We start from the raw sequence: 17,624 nt of genomic DNA on the forward strand, positions 1-17,624 counted from the left end.
CCTGACGGTGCCCTCTCGAACTGGACGATAGAAGCCTGAAGAACCTCTATCTTTCCAGCTCGCGGGGGCATCATCGCATCCGGGCCCTCGTGCTCACATCAATCCCATCGGTGGATCAGGGCTGAGCTGGCCAGACGAATGAGAAGCTCGCTAGTCCGATCACGTCGTTGCCGTCGATGGCGACGATCGCTTGGCTGGATGGCGTCCCACCGAACAGGTGCTCGCTGACTTGAGCCGATCCTGATTCGTCGCTGTCGATTCTGATATCGCCGTAGTAGGTGTCCATTTCCTGTAGCAATCGCAGGATCAATGGAACGTGCGTAGGCGTCGCCGGCATGATCGCAACCATCAAATCCGCCCCTCCCAGGATCAGGCGTCGCGCAGTATCTCGCAGGTCGTGGACCGCCGCGGGAGCCGGTCGTCGATCGGCAAGCTGGTGGAGCAACACTCGCGCACTCGCCGACTGCGCGGGCAATCCCGGCGCCCGGGGCACGGCCGTTATCATGCTGCGCGGGACATGGGCGAGACGTTTCCAATAGCGGCAGTTCGGTAAAATAGATCTTATGTCGCCGATGCCTCAGCCGTCCGGTGGGGAGCGACGTCGGGTAGGTCAGGCGGCAGGCATGAGCCTGGCCGGTCGCACACCAGTGGATATCCTCGCCGTGCGCGACGCGATACAGCGGCTACGGCCACGCCGCAGCGCCATCGACCTGCCATCCGCAGTCCACGCTTACCGTGGCTCCATCCACGCGTATCTGATCGACTCATGTCACGAGGCTTGCCCAGTCCTCAGCAGGGCTACACACGATCTAGTCTCCGAAGACGCTGCGCTACGTGTTTAGGGACTTGATGTCGCCGCAGCCCGGAGCGGCGCTCCAGTTAGCTGAGGCGTGAGCTGTGGCCCCCCGGGTACGGTTCTCAATCTCCATGAGGATTCCATTGATTAGGTCGACGAACTCCTGAGGCGTCAGGCCCGGTCCAGAAACCTGCAGATCCGCCTCGAACCACGGCGTGTCCGGCGGGAGATTCGCCGTCCAGGCCGGTGGCTTCAGCAACGCGTACCTACGTGGAGGAGACTGCTTGCGGCGCCGGGGAAGTCTCACGGTCATCGCCTACAGGTCGAAGTTGTTGGCTGTGTTGCGAGTCTTGCACCTTGAAGTCGAAAGAGACAGCGTCCGAGCCATGAAGACGGCGCCCATGTTTCATTGAGCAGGAGAGAGGCCGGGTACGTCCATGCCGGCGATGCAGACAGACAATCTGTCCACATCGCGCGATTGCTGGTCGTCCGGACGGACTGGTGGACGGACGCACGCAAAGCCCTGCCGACATCTGGGGATTCCCTCCGTGGCGCGTTTTCGGCGTACGGGTGCCGACGCAGAATCAAGTACGCCAGACGTGCACATGTCGGGCGCCTGGCCCGCCGATGCTGCGGCGACCGCCGACCCGACGGTCGCCGTCCCGCCACTCACGCTGAGTTATCGGTGGAGTGCGGCCACGTTCGGATCGCGGCAGAGAGGGCGCCCGCCAGCACCGGAGGAGTGTCATCCCTGAAGGAACGGACAACCCCTCGATGCCTGCTGGCCTATGACCGGTTTGGGCCGTTTCCCGGCTCGGTGCGGACAAACGCCGGCAGGGGGTCGGGGTCAAGACTCGACCACAGGTCGACCCGCGTAGCGGGCTCGGTCTTGACGCCGACCCCGGGCGGCGCAGAATCGGCGCGTCGGGAACGACGACTGTGGGGTTGTGAGGGGCCGCGTTCTCCATCGTCCGAAATGGACGGTTGGCGGAACCGGGGGTCCGGTTGCCGGTCATCCCTTCGCCGCGGCCGGGGGCGGCATGGAGTGTGTTACGGCCGCGACCAGGCGGCGTCAATCAACTGTGGTCGACCGTGCCACCGGGGTGGGGGTCAGACCCTCCACGACCTCGCGCCTGGCCGCGCCGGGCTGGGGGCTCACGCAGCTTGGGCCAGGCAACGGATGTGCCGGTCGCGTAGGCCGTAGAAGACCAGGGTAAGCAGTTCGCGGGCGCCGGCAACCTTGGCGATGTTGTTGCCGCGGCGTTCGCCGATGCGCGTGCGGGTCCGCGCGATGGGCCCGCTGTGCACGCGCTGGACGGCCTCGACCGCAGCCCACCAGACCAGGGTGTTGCCCTGCTTGGTGATGGGCCCTCGGTGGACCTTGGTGTCGGACTCCCGGCGCTTGGGGGTCATGCCGGCCCACGAGCACAGCTGTTGCGGCCGGGCGAAGCGGATGACATCCCGGCCACGAACACCGCGGCGAGCACCGCCCCAACGCCGGGCAACGCCTGGATCGCCTGGTAGCCCGGATGGGTCTTTCAACTGGGCGGCGGTGCGCTTGGCCGCAATGTCGATCTCGAGGGCGACCGCATCGATGAGCCGGCGAAGTGACAACAGCCGCGCGCTGAACGGCGCGTCGAGCTGCAGATCGTCGAGTAGTTGCTGCCCGCCGACGCCGAACAGGTCAGACATAGCCACCCGCACGCCTTGCTTGGCGAGCACGGAATGGACCTGCGCTTTGAGCCCGGAGCGCAGCGCCACCAGCTTGCACCGGTGGCGCACAGCCTCTCGCAGACCCCGAACCTCGGGCGGGGCGGCCCAGGCATCGGTACCGGCACGTCCTGAGCAAACAACGCCGCCGCCTGCAACCGGACCGCCTCACGTCGGGCCCGGCCCTCGGCCGTCAGCCCACCACCATCGGGATAGCGCACCTGAACCAGATACGCCACCCATCGGCCACGGTCACGCCGACACGCCGCGCCGGCCTGACTCTAAACAAGACGATTCAATCTCTGTAGCTGGCAAAGCGCGCCGCCTGTATTCAACGCGGCATCGCAGGCCACGATCAGTTCTAGGGATGCCCGACGTTCTGCCCGCTCGATTCGTAGTAGAAGGTCAGGACTCACATAGATCAATGAAGCCAGCTTGGCGGCTGAAAGCTGGCGTTGTACCCGCCACCTTCGCAGTTCCGCACCAAGCAAATGGCGTGGCGAGACTTCCGGGGTCAACACGTTTGGCTGCTGACCCATCAATGCACCGCACGCCACGCTGTCATGACCGGCACCTCACCGGCGTGCGATCTGCACACTACCCCGATCAACATCTGCATCAGGTACCTCCAGCTTTCCTTTCAGCGCCCGCCCTGCGGAAACAGTTGCGCGGCGTTCGTGACATTGGGTCGTCGCCAGCGAACTCGCCACGGGAACGGCGATGCTCGGCGGTCACGGTGCGGCCGACGGCAGAGCCTCCGACACACCGGTCACCTTTGCCAGTGGCGGCACCGACCAAGCAAGACCGCGGTAACAGTGCGAGCGGCCGACGAGCCAGCTAGGTCGACTTAAGCTCTATCCCGGCGGGCTGCTGACCGGCACCTGGCATCGCCTCCTCGGTCAGCTCCACCGGGTCAACAAAACGTTCCCCGGCACCGGGTCGACCACCGCGCCATCCCGATCACCTTGTTGCGGTCGGCGTTGATCACGGCCGGGAGCTCCGTGCTAACCATCGCGTAGGTGTCCTCTCGCGTGCATCCGCCTACAAATAGCCTGCGCCAGTGGTCGTCGCCCGGGGATCACAGCCGTCGTAGGCCGGCGAGCACCGCTTCGAGCATTGGCGTGTTCAGAGCGTCTGGGGCGGCCTCGCTGATCTGCACGAGGTGCTGCGCGTGCAGATCGCCGAGCAAGACGCGGACGGCGCCGAGCGGCACGTGCATGTGCGCGCTGAGCTCGGCGACCGACAAGGGCATGTGCTGGCACAGGCGCAAGATCGTTTGATGCTCGGGTCCGAGGCCAGAGGTGATCGGGGGGACGATGCCGGTCGCCGTCACCAGCGCGACGAGGTCGACTGTGCCGTTTGTGCGGGTGCGGCCCTGGGTGAGTGTGTAGGGGCGGACGAGGGGGCCCGGGTCCCCGTCCGCCCACTCCTCGTCTGCGCCGCTCACGGTGTCGTGGTGACGGGCTCACGCTGTGCGGCCGCCAGGAACGACCCGGCCCGGTCAACCAGGGTGACCATCTCATAGGTGATCATGCCGAGTTCGGCGTCACGGCCGGCCAGTACCGCCAGATATGCGCGCGGCCCAGCCGCAGTGACGAGGAAGTACGCATCCTCCAGCTCGAGGAGGGCCTGTTTCGGTGACCCCACCGGAAACTGAGCGCTAAGCCCTTTGGCGAGGCTGTGTACGGCCGACGCGATCGCCGCCAGGTGTTCAGCCCCGTCCCGGTGCAGCTGGGTCGACGCGGTAAGGACGAGGCCGTCAGCCGACAGGACCACAGCGTGGTCGATGCCGCCAACGCGATGTACGAGATCTTCCAGCAGCCAGGTCAGGTCACGTTCCACGACGTATGTCCCTCTCGGTCGTCATGCGAATTCACGGCGCGCGGCCGGTCCGGTCCGGCGATCGCCGCCCGAGCGGACCGGGTTCCGGCCTGGAAGGCGGCCATTCGCTGCCCCGCGTCGTCGGGGTCGAGCCGACCCTGGTCGGTCGAGCTCGCTGAGTCATCTGCGTCGCCGCGCAGCCGCTCGTGCAGGTGTGCCTGCCGGCGGCGGTTCGGCAATGCCTGCACCGTGCCGGTGCTGGCGGATGGTGCGGACGTCTTCTCATCCAATCGGTGTGCGGCCCGCTCACCTGGTGCCGGAGCGGACGGGACCGCCACCGGCCACTGCGTGGGCGGGGAGCCCGGCGCGGTGGCCGCCCGTGCGGCATGCTGCAGGTCGTCGGCGTCCTCGGCCGGGCCGGTCATCAGGCTCGCCTGGACGACGACGACAGCGGTGATGCCGCCGTAGGGCGAGGGCTTGAGCCGGACTCGGATGCCGTGCCGGTCGGCGAGGTGACTGACCACGGCCAGGCCGAGCTGGGTGGTCTGCGACAGTTTGATCTCGGCGGGGGCGGCGAGGCGGCTGTTGATGTCGTCGAGATCGTCGGCGGCCATGCCCAGGCCGCGGTCCTCGATGTCGATGCCGTAACCCGTGCCGACGGTCTGCCCGCTGACCTCGACCGGAGCGGTGGGCGGTGAGAACGCCAGCGCGTTCTCGATGAGCTCGGCCAGCAGGTGGGCGACGTCGCGGACGGCCCGGCCGGCAACGTTGGCATCGCCGACCAACCCCAGTCGTACCCGCTGGTAGCCCTCGACCTCACCGAGCGCGGCCCGGATCACATCGAGGACCGGCTGTGGTTGCTTCCAGGTCCGGGCCGGGTTGGCCCCGGACAGCACGATCAGGTTCTCCGCGTGGCGGCGCATGCGCGTGGCGAGGTGGTCCAGGACGTAGAACTTGGCCAGGACGTCTTCGTCCTTCTCGTGCTGCTCCATGTCGGTGAGTGCGGTGATCTGCCGGTGCAGCAACGACTGCGAACGGCGGGCGATGTTGAGGAACATCTCACGGACGTCACGCCGAAGTTCCGCTTGCTGCACCGCGGCGTCGACTGCGGTGCGTTGGGCAGCGGCGAATGCGTCACCGACCTGACCGATTTCGTCCGCGCCGAAGTCCAGCGGGGGCGCTTCCGCCGCAACGTCGACCGTCTCGCCGCGGCCGAGACGTGCCACCAACGAGGGCAGCCGCTCGTCGGCGAGTTGACGCGCCGCGAGCTGCAGCCCGGTCAGTCGGCGGGCCTGGTCGCGCCAGCCGCGAACAAGCATGAGCACCAACACGAGACCGATGACGACGACGAGCAAGAGCCGCACGCCGATTCCGGCGGCGATCACGGTGGTCTGTGCGACCACCTGCTCGTTGCCGGCGGTCACCACTACGGCGCGCACCTGCGTGCGCGCCGGGTCCATCGCCGCGGACCACTCTTCGGCGGTGACCGGGGCTGGCCCGCCAGGGCGCGCGGTGACCACCCGTTCCTCGAGTGCGCGCAGTCGGCCGACCACGTCGCTGGTGGTGACCTGGATTGCCTCGGCCTGGATCGGTTGAGGGAGCTCGGCGATGGCGTCAGCAGCGGCGGCGCGCCAGGCGCCCACCAGGTAGGTGATCTGCGTCTGGTCGGCGTCGGTGAGTTGCCCCGTCGCCAGGACTCCGGCCATTAGCGCGTCCTCTTGGGACATGAGCTCCCAGGCCCGCGAAAGGGCGATCAGGGTCTCGGCGTGTTGCATGACCTCTACGTCGTCGAGACGCGCCATGATCTTGTAGGCGGCTCGCAACTGGTTGAGGGTGCCGGTGAACGCCTCCGCCGCGGCCGCCGGTTGGATCTGGTGGGCGTCGATTGCGGCCCTGGTCTGGGCGAGGCTGGCGAGGGCGGCCGTAAGGTCGTCGACGCGGTGCTCCAGTTCGTCGCCGGCGGCGAGATTGGCCAGCCGGCTGTGCGCTGCCCGGACGAACGTGGCGGCCCGCGTCTCGGCCTCCTGCCGGCTTGTCAACAGCGGTTGGCGGCTGTGTGCGCTGGGCGCGGACAGAAACCGCACGCTTGCCTTGCGCTCTGCCTGCAGCGCCACCTCGAGCGGCTCAGCGGGTTCAGCCATGGTCGAGTTGAGCGTCCCGGCCCAGGCCAAAGTCAGGCCGGCATTGACGGTTACCCAGGCCGCGAACGACCACAGCGCGACCAACACGCCAACTTGGACGTAGAGCCTGCGCTGCAGCGAGGTTGTGCGCCAGCGGGACCGCCGCGATATCACCACACAGCTCCTTGGAGCTCCTTGGGACGTGGACAGGAGGGCCGTCAGTCGCCCCTGGGCCGTCAGCCAACCTGCTGCGGTCCGCTGGAGCGTGCGTAGGGACGGGTCAGCTTGGTTGGGAGTCCCGCAACGCCAGGTCGAGCAGGACGTCATAGCGGGGCTGGAGCGCGATCGAGCCCTCCGGCCGGTGCCGCGCGGCGCCCGGACCCGTAACCGGAACGCGGTGTGTAGCGCCGCGAGCGCCAGCTGCGCCTCGGCCTCGAACAGGTACGCGCCGAGGCAGCGATGGATGCCTCCGCCGAAGGGGTAGTAGGCGAAGCCGTGAACCGGGCGTGCGCCCGACGCCCACCGCTCGGGGTCGAACCGCAGTGGATCGGGCCACAGAGCGCTCAGCCGGTGCGTGAGGTACCGGCGAGATGACCGTGTCGCCCGGACCTACCTGGATGTCGCCGAGCCGGGGGTCCTGTACAACGCCGCGTGGCAGCATCCACGCCCTTGGATGGAGGCGCAGGACCTCGTCGAGCTGCGTACCTGCGGCCAAGCTCCTCCACCAGACCGACAGGATCACGCAGCACCCGAGGGTTGCGATACACCGGGACGGAGGGCACGGACGTCGATCTCATCGGATGCGCTCCCGCTTGCTCGGTGGACGGGTTCGCTGGCGCGAGCAACGTCCGTAGGCGAACCTGTACGGACGCCGCACGACACCGCCGCCGCAAGCGCTGCTGCCGGCAGAGTGCCTGCGCGTCGGCTACCACGAGGTACGTCGATACCCTGACACGGTCAGCGACCAGGAATTTGACCAACGACGCCAAGCTTCTTGACGATCCGTGCCAACTTCACGACGGCCGCGCCGGGTGTGTCGGCGACACCCTGGGGCCGGGGATCGAGACCCCCTCGGCCAACCAGTAGCGACGGAAGCCAGCCTCGCGTACCCGGCCAATGGGCAAGGGCGCCTCGCCCGGCTCACGCAGCGATAACGTGGGATCTATCGTGGCCGCGTGCTGCTGACCCAGTCCGACCGTGTACGCAGCCTCAGCCTGGGGACGGCGCGTGATCGCGCGATGAGCGTGCGCGTGTGGACGCGTTGCGCAGCGTCCCGAAAGGCTGGCGTGATCATGAGTCCGTGGCTGTTGGCGCCTCCCGCTGGTGCGCAGGCTGGACGGCATCGCCTCGATCGACGACGCCGCCCGGCACCAGAGCAGTGTCTGGTGAGTCGCGTTGATCCGCTACCGTGGATGCGGTGACGGAGCCCCGCCAGGGATACGACGAATACGACGAGCCGCAGACACCGGTCGATGGGTTTTCACCAATCGGGCCGGCGTCCCCGGTCCGACCCGGCACGGTCACCGGCGCCGCCGCGATGCTGTACATCGGCGGGGTTGCTGCCGTCGCGCTCGGTTGTGTCGCGTCCATCGTCGGCGAGGGCTCCGCGTTGGGCTATCCGCTCAAGATCGCCGGCTTCGTCGCCATGATCGCCGGGATAGTCAACATGTTGCTCGCCCGGGCCGTCCTGCGCGGGCGGGCCTGGGCACGTACCACCGCGGTGGTGTTGGGGATGCTGAACGCCCTGTCCGCGATCGTGCCGCCGCTGCTCAGCGACGGCGCGGGCGTGCCACAGGCATTCTTCGGCGTCGCGCTGAACATTGTGCTCGTCGGGCTGCTACTCGCGCCGACTGCGCGGGAATACTTCGCCGCATCGAGCGAACAGTAGACCAATGAGTCTCGGTTTAAGTCTGCTCAGCCAACTCGACGCTTGGCTCGGCCGATTGCACGGCCGAGTGAGCGCGCCCGTGCAATCGGCACCAGACGAACCGTCCGTCCGAGGTGCGCCGGTGCCGAGCTGCGGTCGGGACGCCTGGTCAGCGCTGGGCCAGTACAGGTCAGAACGCGACCCCCCGGCTGTCGCAGTCGGGGTAGCACGGTAGGTTTCGTCCGTTGTGACCGCCAACGGACCGTTCAATCCGATTGCCGGGGCGGGAACCCGGCTCACGTACTCCATGGCTCAGTCTGGTCGACGAGGGTCCGGTTCGCGTGCGACGTCCGCGGCGGTCCGCGCGCGACGGCGCAGCCGTGTGAGACTGGGCCCGTGGATTCCAAGCGCGCACAGTCGATCGGGTTCTCCGCGGCCATGGGGGCCCTCGCCGGGGCGGCGCTGACCGCGCACCGCGGGCCGCGGGCGGCGATCACCGGGGCGGTGCTCGGCGGCGCCGCGCTCGCCGCCGTCGACGGCGCGGCCCGGGCCCGGCAGAAGCCCGACGAGATCCCGGCCGTGTGGGCGCGCATCGCCGCCAGCGGTGCGATCGCCGCGCCGATCGGGTGGGTGGCCGGGCGGGCCGGTGCGAGCCCCCTCGCCGTCGGCGTCGCCAGCGGCGCGATCGCCGGGGCCATGGGCGTGCGGCCGCACAAGGTGGCGCTCGGGCCCGTCGTCGGGCTGGCCGTCGGGGCCGCCATGCGCGACCGGCCGCCCGCGCAGGTCGCCGCGGCCGGCGTGGTCGCGTTCCGGACGGTGTCGCAGCTGGTGTTCCGCGAGCCGCAGGTGTCCCTCGTCGCCGAGAGCGCGCCCGCCGACCGTTTGCCTTTTGTGTGGTACCCCTGGAAGCCCGAACCCGCTATGTCGGCACCGGCTACGTCAAGGCGCTCGCCGACACCATCGGCGGCGCCTACACCGAGGCCGCCGAGGACGTAGGGATCGTGGCGAGCCTCGACGCGCTGTCCGGCCCCGACTTCGACCCGGCCGCCGTCGACCCGCTCGTGCGGGAGTTCTACGAGCACACCACCCGGTTCGCGCTCGACATCGTGCCGCACTGGCGGACCTGGGTGCGGCCGGGCTACCTGCTGTACCGCACCCTCGTCGCCCGGCCCCTGGGACAGGCCAACGTCCCGTGGAACCTGCGCGAGGCGCAGCGCGGCATGCACAGCCGCATCGACACGATCAGCGGCGTCGACGGCGCGATCTCCACGCGCGGGTGGATCCGCAGCTACGCCAGCACAGGGGACCCGATTTACGTCGGCATCTACACCACCTACCGGCGCGAAGGGCGCGGCTACGTCAGCGTCGGCTTCCCGCTGCCGCAGGCCAACTTCACCGCCACCCTGGCACCGCGCCAGCGCGCAGGCGGCGGGCTAAGGCTGACCAGCCGCGGCGGCGACGGGCAGACCGGGCACTACCTGAGTTTCATTGACCCCGAGAGTCGCAACCTCTCGACCCTCGCGGTGCACGGCTTCAGCGAGGAGCTCGACGTCTACGTCGAGGACGGCCGGCTGCGCGCCGACCACGCCTTCTCGGTCTTCGGGCTGCCGTTCCTGACGCTGGAGTACCGCATCAGCCGGAAGGTGGTGTAGTCACGCCCACCCGCCTCGCTGCTTGACGAGTACAGATCAGCCTGTAAGAGTCAATGAGGCACTTTGGCGCGCTGCACAGACAGCGGTGAGCCGATTTATGTCGGCATCTACACCACCTACCGGCGCGAAGGGCGCGGCTACGTCAGCGTCGGCTTCCCACTGCCGCAAGCCAACTTCACCGCCACCCTGGCACCACGCCAGCGCGACGGCGGCGGGCTGGCGCTGACCAGCCGCGGCGGCGACGGGCAGACCGGGCACTACCTGAGCTACATCGACGCCGACAGCCGCAACCTGTCGACCCTCGCGGTGCACGGCTTCAGCGAGGAGCTCGACGTCTACGTCGAGGACGGGCGGCTGCGCGCCGACCACGCCTTCTCGGTCTTCGGGCTGCCGTTCCTGACGCTGGAGTACCGCATCAGCCGGAAAGGCTAGCGACCAGCTCCGGCAGGCGGCCCAGCGCGCGGGCGCCGGCGATCGGGTCGGCGTAGTCGCGGGTGTGCGCGATTTGGCCGTCGCGGATCGTCATCACCATGACGAAGCGCAGCGCGAACTCCTCCTCCGTTGCGAGCATCGTGCCGCGGACCGAGAACTCGACGATCACCGTTGACGGGTCGGCGGTCTCGTGGATGCTCGCATCGGTCACCTCCGTGTAGCGGCGCACGGACGCGCCGGCGGCGTAGCGGGCTCGCAGCTCCTCGCGGGTCGCCTCCAGGCGGGACGGGACCAGGCCCGGCGGGGCGAAGGGCATCTCGATGACGACCCGGTCGGCGAAGCAGTCGGCGAGGTCGCCGGGGTCGGGGGCGGTGACGGACTGCAGGAAGCGCTCGACGAGCGCCCGGGGAGCGACCATAAACGGAGTATATACTCCGAATCGACGAGGGTGGAAATTTCACGCGGCCACCTCGCGCAACAGGGACAAACCTCTCGAAGCGCTTGACTGCCCCGGGGCTCGGCGAAGGATGGGAGCGCTTCCAGCGCTCCGCCAAGCGCTTCCGCCAATCGAAGGAGCCCCATGCGGTACCGCACAACCACCCTTGCGGTGGCCGGCGGCCTGCTGCTCGCCGCGGCCGGGGCGGTCCTGTTGCCGACCTCGGCACAGGCCGCCGCGGGCTGTCAGGTCACCTACGCCACCAACGACTGGACCAGCAGCCCCGGCCAGGGCGGCTTCACCGCCAACGTCACGATCAAGAACCTCGGCGACCCGCTGAGCTCGTGGACCCTGGGCTTCACGTTCCCGGGCGGGCAGCAGCTGCAGCAGGGCTGGTCGGCCACCTGGTCGCAGAGCGGCGCCAACGTGACGGCCGCGAACATGTCGTACAACGGCTCGCTCGGCACGAACGCCAGCACCACGATCGGCTTCAACGGCACGTGGACCGGCAGCAACCCCAAGCCCGCGGTGTTCACGCTCAACGGCGTCACCTGCAACGGGACCACGACCTCGCCGTCGCCCTCGAAGTCGCCGTCGGGCTCGCCCTCCGTATCGACCTCGCCGTCGACCTCGCAGCCGCCGCCCTCGGGCGCCGCGCCGAAGCTCAAGGTCAGCGGGAACAAGCTCGTGACGAGCAGCGGGTCGACGTACCGGCTGCTGGGTGTGAACCGCTCCGGCGGCGAGTTCGCCTGCATCCAGGGCAACGGCATCTGGGACGGGCCCATGGACCAGGCCTCCGTCAACGCGATGCGCACGTGGAAGATCCGCACCGTCCGCGTACCGCTGAACGAGGAGTGCTGGCTCGGCACCAGCGACGTCCAGGCCGCCTACGGCGGCGCCAACTACCAGAACGCGGTCAAGACGTACGTGAACCTGCTGGTCAGCAGCGGTATCACGCCGATCGTCGAGATGCACTGGAACTACGGGCAGTACACCGGCCCGTCCGCCGGCTGCTCGGACGTCAAGGCGACGTGCCAGAAGCCGATGCCCGACGCGCAGTACGCCCCGTCGTTCTGGACCGGCGTCGCGAACGCGTTCAAGGGCAACGACGCGGTGATCTTCGACCTGTTCAACGAGCCCTACCCGGAGCGGGCCACCGGCAGCGCGAGCACCGGCTGGGCCTGCTGGCGCGACGGCGGCACCTGCAACGGCATCTCCTACCAGGTGGCCGGCTTCCAGTCGCTGGTCAACGCGGTGCGCGCGACCGGCGCCACGAACGTCATCATGATCGGCGGCCTGGCGTACTCGAACGACCTCACGCAGTGGCTGCAGTACAAGCCGACCGACCCGCAGAACAACATCGCGGCGTTCGCGCACCTGTACAACTTCAACACCTGCTCCAACACCTCGTGCTTCGACAGCCAGCTGGCGCCGGTCGCGGCGCAGGTGCCGCTGTCGCTGACCGAGATCGGCGAGAACGACTGCGCGCACGGCTTCGTCGACACCGTCATGAACTGGGCCGACGCGCACGGGGTCGGGTACCTCGGCTGGACCTGGAACACGTGGGACTGCAGCAGCGGCCCGTCGCTGATCAGCAACTACAACGGCACCGCGACCGCGTTCGGTCAGGGCATCAAGGACCACCTCGCGGCGGTGTCGTCATGAGGCGCGCACTGCTTGCCGGCGCCGCGGCCCTCGTCGCCGCGGTCTCCACCGCCGTGGTCATGGTCAACGCCGACGCGGCGACGCAGACGCTGAACGGTCTGGCCGCGGCGCACGGGCGGTACTTCGGATCCGCCACCGACAACGGGGAGCTGTCCGACACGGCATACACCGCGATCCTCGGCGGCGGCGAGTTCGGCCAGACCACGCCGGGCAACTCGATGAAGTGGGACACGATCGAGCCCACCCAGGGCACGTTCAACTACACCAAGGGCGACGCGATCGTGACCTTCGCCCAGCAGCACAACCTGAAGGTCCGCGGCCACACGCTGGTCTGGCACAGCCAGCTACCCGGCTGGGTCTCGTCCCTGCCGGCCGCCCAGCTGCAGGCGGCGATGGAGAACCACATCACCCAGGAGGCCACCCACTACAAGGGCAAGGTCTTCGCCTGGGACGTCGTCAACGAGCCCTTCAACGACGACGGCACGTTCCGCACCTCGCCGTTCTACAACGCGATGGGCTCGGCGTACATCGCCGACGCGCTGCGCACGGCACGCGCCGCCGACCCGGACGCCAAGCTGTACATCAACGACTACAACACCGACGGCATGGGCGCGAAGAGCGACGCCATGTACAACCTGGTGAAGTCGCTGCAGTCGCAGGGCGTGCCGATCGACGGGGTGGGCTTCCAGGGCCACCTCGCCATCCAGTACGGCTTCCCGTCGCAGATGCAGCAGAACCTGCAGCGCTTCGCCGACCTCGGCCTCGACGTGGCGATCACGGAGCTGGACGTGCGGATGGTCCTGCCGCGCGACGCCACGAAGGACGCCACCCAGGCGACCTACTACAACAACGTGGTCAAGGCGTGCGCGGCGGTCACCCGCTGCGTGGGCATCACCATCTGGGACTACACCGACAAGTACTCGTGGGTGCCCAACACCTTCTCGGGCCAGGGCGCGGCGCTGCCCTGGGACGAGAACCTTGCGAAGAAACCCACGGCGTACAACGCGATCGTGACCGGCCTCGGCGGCACCGTCGAGTCTCCGTCGGCCTCGGCCTCGGTTTCACGTTCGGCTTCAGCCTCGGCTTCGGCTTCGGTGTCGCCCTCGGCTTCTTCGAGCCCGCCCCCGTCCGGTTCCTGCACTGCGACGTACCGGATCGTCAACCAGTGGCCCGGCGGCTTCCAGGGCGAGGTCAGCGTGGCCGCCCCGGCCGGCAAGAGCGGCTGGACGGTCTCCTGGACCTTCGCCAACGGCCAGAAGATCACCCAGATGTGGAGCGGCACTTACACCCAGTCCGGTGCCGCGGTGACGGTGAAGAACGTGTCGTACAACGCGTCACCGCCGGCCACGTTCGGCTTCCTGGCCGACTGGAGCGGCACAAACGCCGTGCCGGCCGTCACTTGCTCCTAGCTCCTAGCTCCTAGCTCGTCACAAAGTCCGGTTCGAGGGCCGCGGCGACCTGCAGCAGCAGGTCGCCGCGGCCGTGCCCGGCCACGGCCTGCACGCACCCCGATCGGCAGCCCCGACGCGCGTTCGCCTGCACCAACGAGACCACCCGCCGGACGCGTTCCTCACGAACATGTTCGGCACGAACCGCGCTTTGGCCACTGGCCCGTTCGGCACGAACGCGTTCGGCAGCGCCACCACGGGCCCGCTCGGCACGAACACGTTCGGCAGCGCCACCACGGGCCCGCTCGGTACGAACACGTTCGGCAGCGCCACCGCGGACAGTCCGCAAGGTCCTCCCTGGCCACGACCGACACCCGGCCTTCGCCGAGGGCGGACGCGAAGACACCCGATGGACGCTCACCGGGCGTCGAGTCGCGGCCGCTGCGACGTCGCGACTGCCAGCTGACAGGCCCGACCGCAGACCGGTCTTGGTGCGTCTACCGGTCCCAGTCATCAGCGGCCCGCCCAGCACAATCTTTTACTGAAACATACAAAAGTTAGCTCGAAACTGACCTAACTTTTATTGGTGCGGTAGTGTTCGGGCACGTGAGTGATCAGTTCGAGCTGATCGTTCTCCGGCCCTACGCCCCGGGACGTTCGGCGGCAGACGTGTCATCAGTGAGCCGGCCACACCCTGACCCCGCCTGAGGCGGGTTCGGCCGCTCGCCGTGCGCGCATCGCTCGTCGAGGTCTGCCTCCGCGTCCCGCCGCGGAAGTGGAAAGGAATCGCATGCCCAGTCGACCTCCGACCGCCGGATCTCTGCGGTCACACCCCTCCGGCCAGACGGCCGGGGACTCCCGCCGACGTCTGGTCCGCTGCCTGGTCGCCGCCTCCTTACCGGCCGCGTCGATGTCCGTCGGGTCGCTCGTCATCGCCGCCCCGGCCTGGGCCGCGCCGACCAGCGCGACGGCCACGCTCACCCCGGCGGTTGCCACCGGTACCAACAGCTGGTACCGGGGCCCGGTCACCCTGAACCTGTCCGCGACCGACGGCGCCGGCGGCGTACAACGCCTGGAGTACCGCCTCGGCAACACCGCACCCTTCCAGACGGTGGTGTCCGCGACCACCCCGTTCCCCGGCACGCTGAGCGGCTCGGTGGATATCACCCAGCAAGGCTCCACGACCGTCGGCTACCGCGCCGTCAGCGGTGACGGTTCGGTCGAATCCACGCGCACCATCACCGTCCGGATCGACACCGTGGCGCCGGTCGTCAGCTGGCCCGGCATCGTCGACGGGCGGGTCGGCCACACCGCCACGCTGATCCCGACCCGGACCGATCCCGCGCCCGGCTCCGGCGGCGTCTTCATCCACCGGATGTGGATCGACCGGACCGAGACAACCCCGCTGCCGGTGAGCACCTCGACCCTGTCCACCGGGGCGCACACGATCAGCGTGATCGCCAGCGACGCGGCAGGCAACGCGGCGCGTTTCGACCAGACGTTCGTGGTGACCACGTCGTTCGCCGATCTCGGTACCCTCATCGACGGCTTCGCCGGCAGCGGCGCGATCAGCGCCGGCCTCGCGGCCGACCTGCACGCCAGGCTGGCAGAGGCGGCGAGCCTGGTGACCTCGGGCAACGCCAACCAGGCGAAGCGGGCCTTCAACCAGTTCGTTGCCGCCGCGCAGGGCGGGACGCACTCCGGTCAGGTCCGGGACACGCTCGTCGGCGATGCTCGCTACCTGCAGCAGCAGGCCGCTGGTGAGCTGCCGGGCGATCCGGTGACCGGGATGACGGTCACGCCGACCGCCGGGCCCAACCCGATCCCGGCGGCGGTTCCGCTCGCGGCCTCGACGAATTTCCCCGGCGCCAAGTTCCGGGTCCTGTACTTCTCGGCCACCAAGGGCTTCCGGCACGACCACATCCCGGACACCGCCCTGCTCGTCGAGCAGTGGGGTCAGCAGTACGGCTTCGACGTCGACATCTGGGACCCGAGGCTCGCCCCGGCGTCGCTGGCGAGCACGCCGTTCACCTCCGGCGCCGACCTGGCGAAGTACAAGACCGTGATCTTCTCCTCCCCGGTCGACGGGACGAACGCGAACAGCCCGGCGAGCGCGGACGCGCTCAACGCCGCCGAGTTGGCCGCGTTCCAGGAGTACATCCGGGCCGGCGGCGGGTACGTCGCGCTGCACGGTGCGTCCGACGCGATCCACAACGTGCCCTGGTACCGCGACCTGGTCGGAGCCTGGTTCACCAACCACCCGGGCGGCCAGAACGGCGAAGGCACCTGCGGCAGCTGCATCAACGTGCGGGTCAACACCGAGGACGCCACGAACCCGGCCACGGCGCACCTGCCGAAGTCCTGGCTGACCATCGACGAGCTGTACAACTTCGACCACAACCCCCGGGCCGAGGTACACACGCTGCTGAGCCTGGACGAGGCGTCCTACCGGCGCAGCCTCAACAGCGGCAACGCCGCGACCAGCCCGCTGCCGCTGATGGGCGGCGACCACCCGATCGCGTGGTGCCAGGAGTACGACGGTGGCCGCGAGTTCTCCCTCATCCTCGGTCACGACCGGGCGCAGTACTACCGCGACCCGTTCACCCAGATCCTGCTGGCCGGCATCAACTGGACGGCGGGGCAGACCGAGGCCAACTGCTCGACCTTCCGGCAGACCCGCACGCTCATCACGGCGAGCTCTGCCGCCGGCACCCTGACGCCGGAGTCCGCCACGGCCGCGGCGGCGCTGCTCGACGACGCCCAGGCGGCCTACCTGCGACAGGACTACAACGCCGCGACCAACTCGCTCAACAAGATCACCGCGATCACCGGCTCCCCGGCCGCCGGCACCAAGGATGCGCGTGACGAGCTCGACCGCCAGGCCCGCCAACTGCGGAGCTGGATGTTGTCCCTGAAGTAGTCCGACCTGTCCTCCGCCGGCCCACCACGTGGGCCGGCGGAGCACACGGCGGCCGATCGTGGTAGCCGGCGCGAACCGGACCCTCTTCGGCGACCGGGTGCTGCACCTCAGGTTCAAGGTGCGCCGCTAGGCGGCGGGTTTCCGTCAGGAGTGGTCGTGGAGGAAGAAGCGTCGCTCGACGAGGCGATCGCGCCCATGGTGCCGGACGCCCGCGGCGGGCCGCCTGCCGAACGCGATTGTCACGAACGCGTTCGGTGGCGGAGGCGGGGCTGGTGGGCGGCGACGAACAGCCGGGTGATGGGGCTCAGGTGTGGATGGCCGAGATCGGGCGCGGGCGATGAGGTCAGGCGCGGGTGATGGTGAACATGAAGCAGCCGTACGCGATGTTGCGGCTGTCGATGCGGACCACCGCCGGGTCGGACAGGATGTCGGCGAGCTGGGACTCCGGGTCGGAGCCGTCGTGGGTGCGCGTCGCCGGGTGGATCCAGCCGCGCTCGTCGTACGCGCGCAGCACCTGTGGGCGGCCGCGCCACTGCGGCGGGTAGCCGGAGGCCTCGGGGCCGGGGCAGGGGTCGGCGTGGGCGAAGACGGCGCCGATCTCGCGGTACGGGCTGGTTGGGAGCTTGGGCTCGTAGCCGAACAGGATCAGGCGCTCGCCGTCGGCGGCGTCGCGCAGGCAGCAGCGCAGTGGCTCGCCGCCACCGGCGGTTACGGGCTCGACCGGGTTTCCGGAGACGTCGGTGCCGGTGGACCGCACGGACTCGAGGTGGCCCGGGTCGATGGCGTGAACGGTGAACATGCATCCAGCGTCGCCGTC

Annotated in this window: 15 protein-coding genes and 1 pseudogene; 7 read left to right on the top strand and 9 right to left on the bottom strand. The window is 69.1% G+C overall.

What is annotated here, in order from left to right:
- Positions 1–115: 115 nt before the first annotated feature.
- From ABD901_RS48955 to ABD901_RS59320, 7 genes and pseudogenes are all read right to left on the bottom strand, one after another.
- Entirely contained in the window at positions 116–448 is a 333-nt protein-coding gene (locus tag ABD901_RS48955) for a hypothetical protein (RefSeq protein ID WP_345139678.1), read from the bottom strand.
- A gap of 1,503 nt (positions 449–1,951) precedes the next feature.
- Positions 1,952–2,557, bottom strand: a complete 606-nt coding sequence (locus ABD901_RS48960) for a transposase (RefSeq protein ID WP_345139681.1) — start codon at positions 2,555–2,557, stop codon at positions 1,952–1,954.
- A 230-nt stretch (positions 2,558–2,787) separates the two neighbouring features.
- Positions 2,788–3,045: a helix-turn-helix domain-containing protein gene (locus tag ABD901_RS59315; protein WP_380135994.1), complete on the bottom strand. Its 258-nt coding sequence runs from the start codon at positions 3,043–3,045 to the stop codon at positions 2,788–2,790.
- A gap of 539 nt (positions 3,046–3,584) precedes the next feature.
- The gene (locus ABD901_RS48965) at positions 3,585–3,953 is read right to left on the bottom strand and encodes a DUF742 domain-containing protein (protein ID WP_345139684.1); all 369 of its coding nucleotides are present in this window, start codon (positions 3,951–3,953) and stop codon (positions 3,585–3,587) included.
- A complete protein-coding gene (locus ABD901_RS48970) occupies positions 3,950–4,348 on the bottom strand; it encodes a roadblock/LC7 domain-containing protein (RefSeq protein WP_345139687.1) in 399 nt (132 codons plus the stop codon). Before ABD901_RS48970 ends, ABD901_RS48965 begins: the two co-directional genes overlap by 4 nt.
- Positions 4,333–6,468, bottom strand: coding sequence for a sensor histidine kinase (locus ABD901_RS48975; RefSeq protein ID WP_345139690.1), 2,136 nt, complete (start codon positions 6,466–6,468; stop codon positions 4,333–4,335). Before ABD901_RS48975 ends, ABD901_RS48970 begins: the two co-directional genes overlap by 16 nt.
- A gap of 369 nt (positions 6,469–6,837) precedes the next feature.
- Positions 6,838–7,017 (bottom strand): annotated as a pseudogene (locus tag ABD901_RS59320) (cytochrome P450); the annotation flags it as partial.
- 847 nt (positions 7,018–7,864) lie between these two features.
- Here ABD901_RS59320 and ABD901_RS48980 point away from each other — a divergent pair.
- From ABD901_RS48980 to ABD901_RS48995, 4 genes are all read left to right on the top strand, one after another.
- Positions 7,865–8,335: a hypothetical protein gene (locus ABD901_RS48980; protein WP_345139693.1), complete on the top strand. Its 471-nt coding sequence runs from the start codon at positions 7,865–7,867 to the stop codon at positions 8,333–8,335.
- Between the two features lie 375 nt (positions 8,336–8,710).
- Positions 8,711–9,310 carry a hypothetical protein gene (locus ABD901_RS48985; protein WP_345139696.1) on the top strand — a complete coding sequence of 200 codons (600 nt, stop codon included), beginning with the start codon at positions 8,711–8,713 and terminating at the stop codon, positions 9,308–9,310.
- A complete protein-coding gene (locus ABD901_RS48990; protein WP_345139699.1) occupies positions 9,208–9,966 on the top strand; it encodes a hypothetical protein in 759 nt (252 codons plus the stop codon). The genes ABD901_RS48985 and ABD901_RS48990 overlap by 103 nt, the downstream gene beginning before the upstream one ends.
- Before the next feature lie 63 nt (positions 9,967–10,029).
- Positions 10,030–10,398, top strand: a complete 369-nt coding sequence (locus tag ABD901_RS48995) for a hypothetical protein (RefSeq protein ID WP_345139702.1) — start codon at positions 10,030–10,032, stop codon at positions 10,396–10,398.
- Here ABD901_RS48995 and ABD901_RS49000 read toward each other — a convergent pair.
- Positions 10,382–10,816, bottom strand: a complete 435-nt coding sequence (locus tag ABD901_RS49000; RefSeq protein ID WP_345139704.1) for a nuclear transport factor 2 family protein — start codon at positions 10,814–10,816, stop codon at positions 10,382–10,384. The two genes, ABD901_RS48995 and ABD901_RS49000, sit on opposite strands and share 17 nt — an antisense overlap.
- A gap of 162 nt (positions 10,817–10,978) precedes the next feature.
- On the opposite strand from ABD901_RS49000, the gene ABD901_RS49005 reads away from it, so the two are divergent.
- The 3 genes from ABD901_RS49005 (at position 10,979) to ABD901_RS49015 (ending at position 16,807) form a co-directional block, all read left to right on the top strand.
- Positions 10,979–12,499 (top strand): cellulase family glycosylhydrolase, encoded by a 1,521-nt coding sequence (locus ABD901_RS49005; RefSeq protein WP_345139707.1) that lies wholly within the window; start codon positions 10,979–10,981, stop codon positions 12,497–12,499.
- Positions 12,496–13,908: a glycoside hydrolase family 10 protein gene (locus ABD901_RS49010; protein WP_345139711.1), complete on the top strand. Its 1,413-nt coding sequence runs from the start codon at positions 12,496–12,498 to the stop codon at positions 13,906–13,908. Before ABD901_RS49005 ends, ABD901_RS49010 begins: the two co-directional genes overlap by 4 nt.
- A gap of 889 nt (positions 13,909–14,797) precedes the next feature.
- Positions 14,798–16,807: a ThuA domain-containing protein gene (locus ABD901_RS49015; protein WP_345139714.1), complete on the top strand. Its 2,010-nt coding sequence runs from the start codon at positions 14,798–14,800 to the stop codon at positions 16,805–16,807.
- Between the two features lie 343 nt (positions 16,808–17,150).
- Here ABD901_RS49015 and ABD901_RS49020 read toward each other — a convergent pair whose 3' ends face one another.
- Positions 17,151–17,606 (bottom strand): DUF1203 domain-containing protein, encoded by a 456-nt coding sequence (locus ABD901_RS49020; RefSeq protein WP_345139717.1) that lies wholly within the window; start codon positions 17,604–17,606, stop codon positions 17,151–17,153.
- Positions 17,607–17,624: the final 18 nt, after the last annotated feature.

This window comes from Dactylosporangium darangshiense (assembly GCF_039537565.1).
Taxonomy (GTDB): Bacteria; Actinomycetota; Actinomycetes; order Mycobacteriales; family Micromonosporaceae; genus Dactylosporangium; species Dactylosporangium darangshiense.

Excerpts from the sequence above, each read along its gene's own strand:
- ABD901_RS59315 (WP_380135994.1), bottom strand. The coding sequence starts at position 3,045 with ATGGGTCAGCAGCCAAACGTGTTGACCCCGGAAGTCTCGCCACGCCAT.
- ABD901_RS48975 (WP_345139690.1), bottom strand. The coding sequence starts at position 6,468 with ATGGCTGAACCCGCTGAGCCGCTCGAGGTGGCGCTGCAGGCAGAGCGC.
- ABD901_RS49000 (WP_345139704.1), bottom strand. The coding sequence starts at position 10,816 with ATGGTCGCTCCCCGGGCGCTCGTCGAGCGCTTCCTGCAGTCCGTCACC.
- ABD901_RS49005 (WP_345139707.1), top strand. The coding sequence starts at position 10,979 with ATGCGGTACCGCACAACCACCCTTGCGGTGGCCGGCGGCCTGCTGCTC.
- ABD901_RS49010 (WP_345139711.1), top strand. The coding sequence starts at position 12,496 with ATGAGGCGCGCACTGCTTGCCGGCGCCGCGGCCCTCGTCGCCGCGGTC.
- ABD901_RS49015 (WP_345139714.1), top strand. The coding sequence starts at position 14,798 with ATGTCCGTCGGGTCGCTCGTCATCGCCGCCCCGGCCTGGGCCGCGCCG.
- ABD901_RS49020 (WP_345139717.1), bottom strand. The coding sequence starts at position 17,606 with ATGTTCACCGTTCACGCCATCGACCCGGGCCACCTCGAGTCCGTGCGG.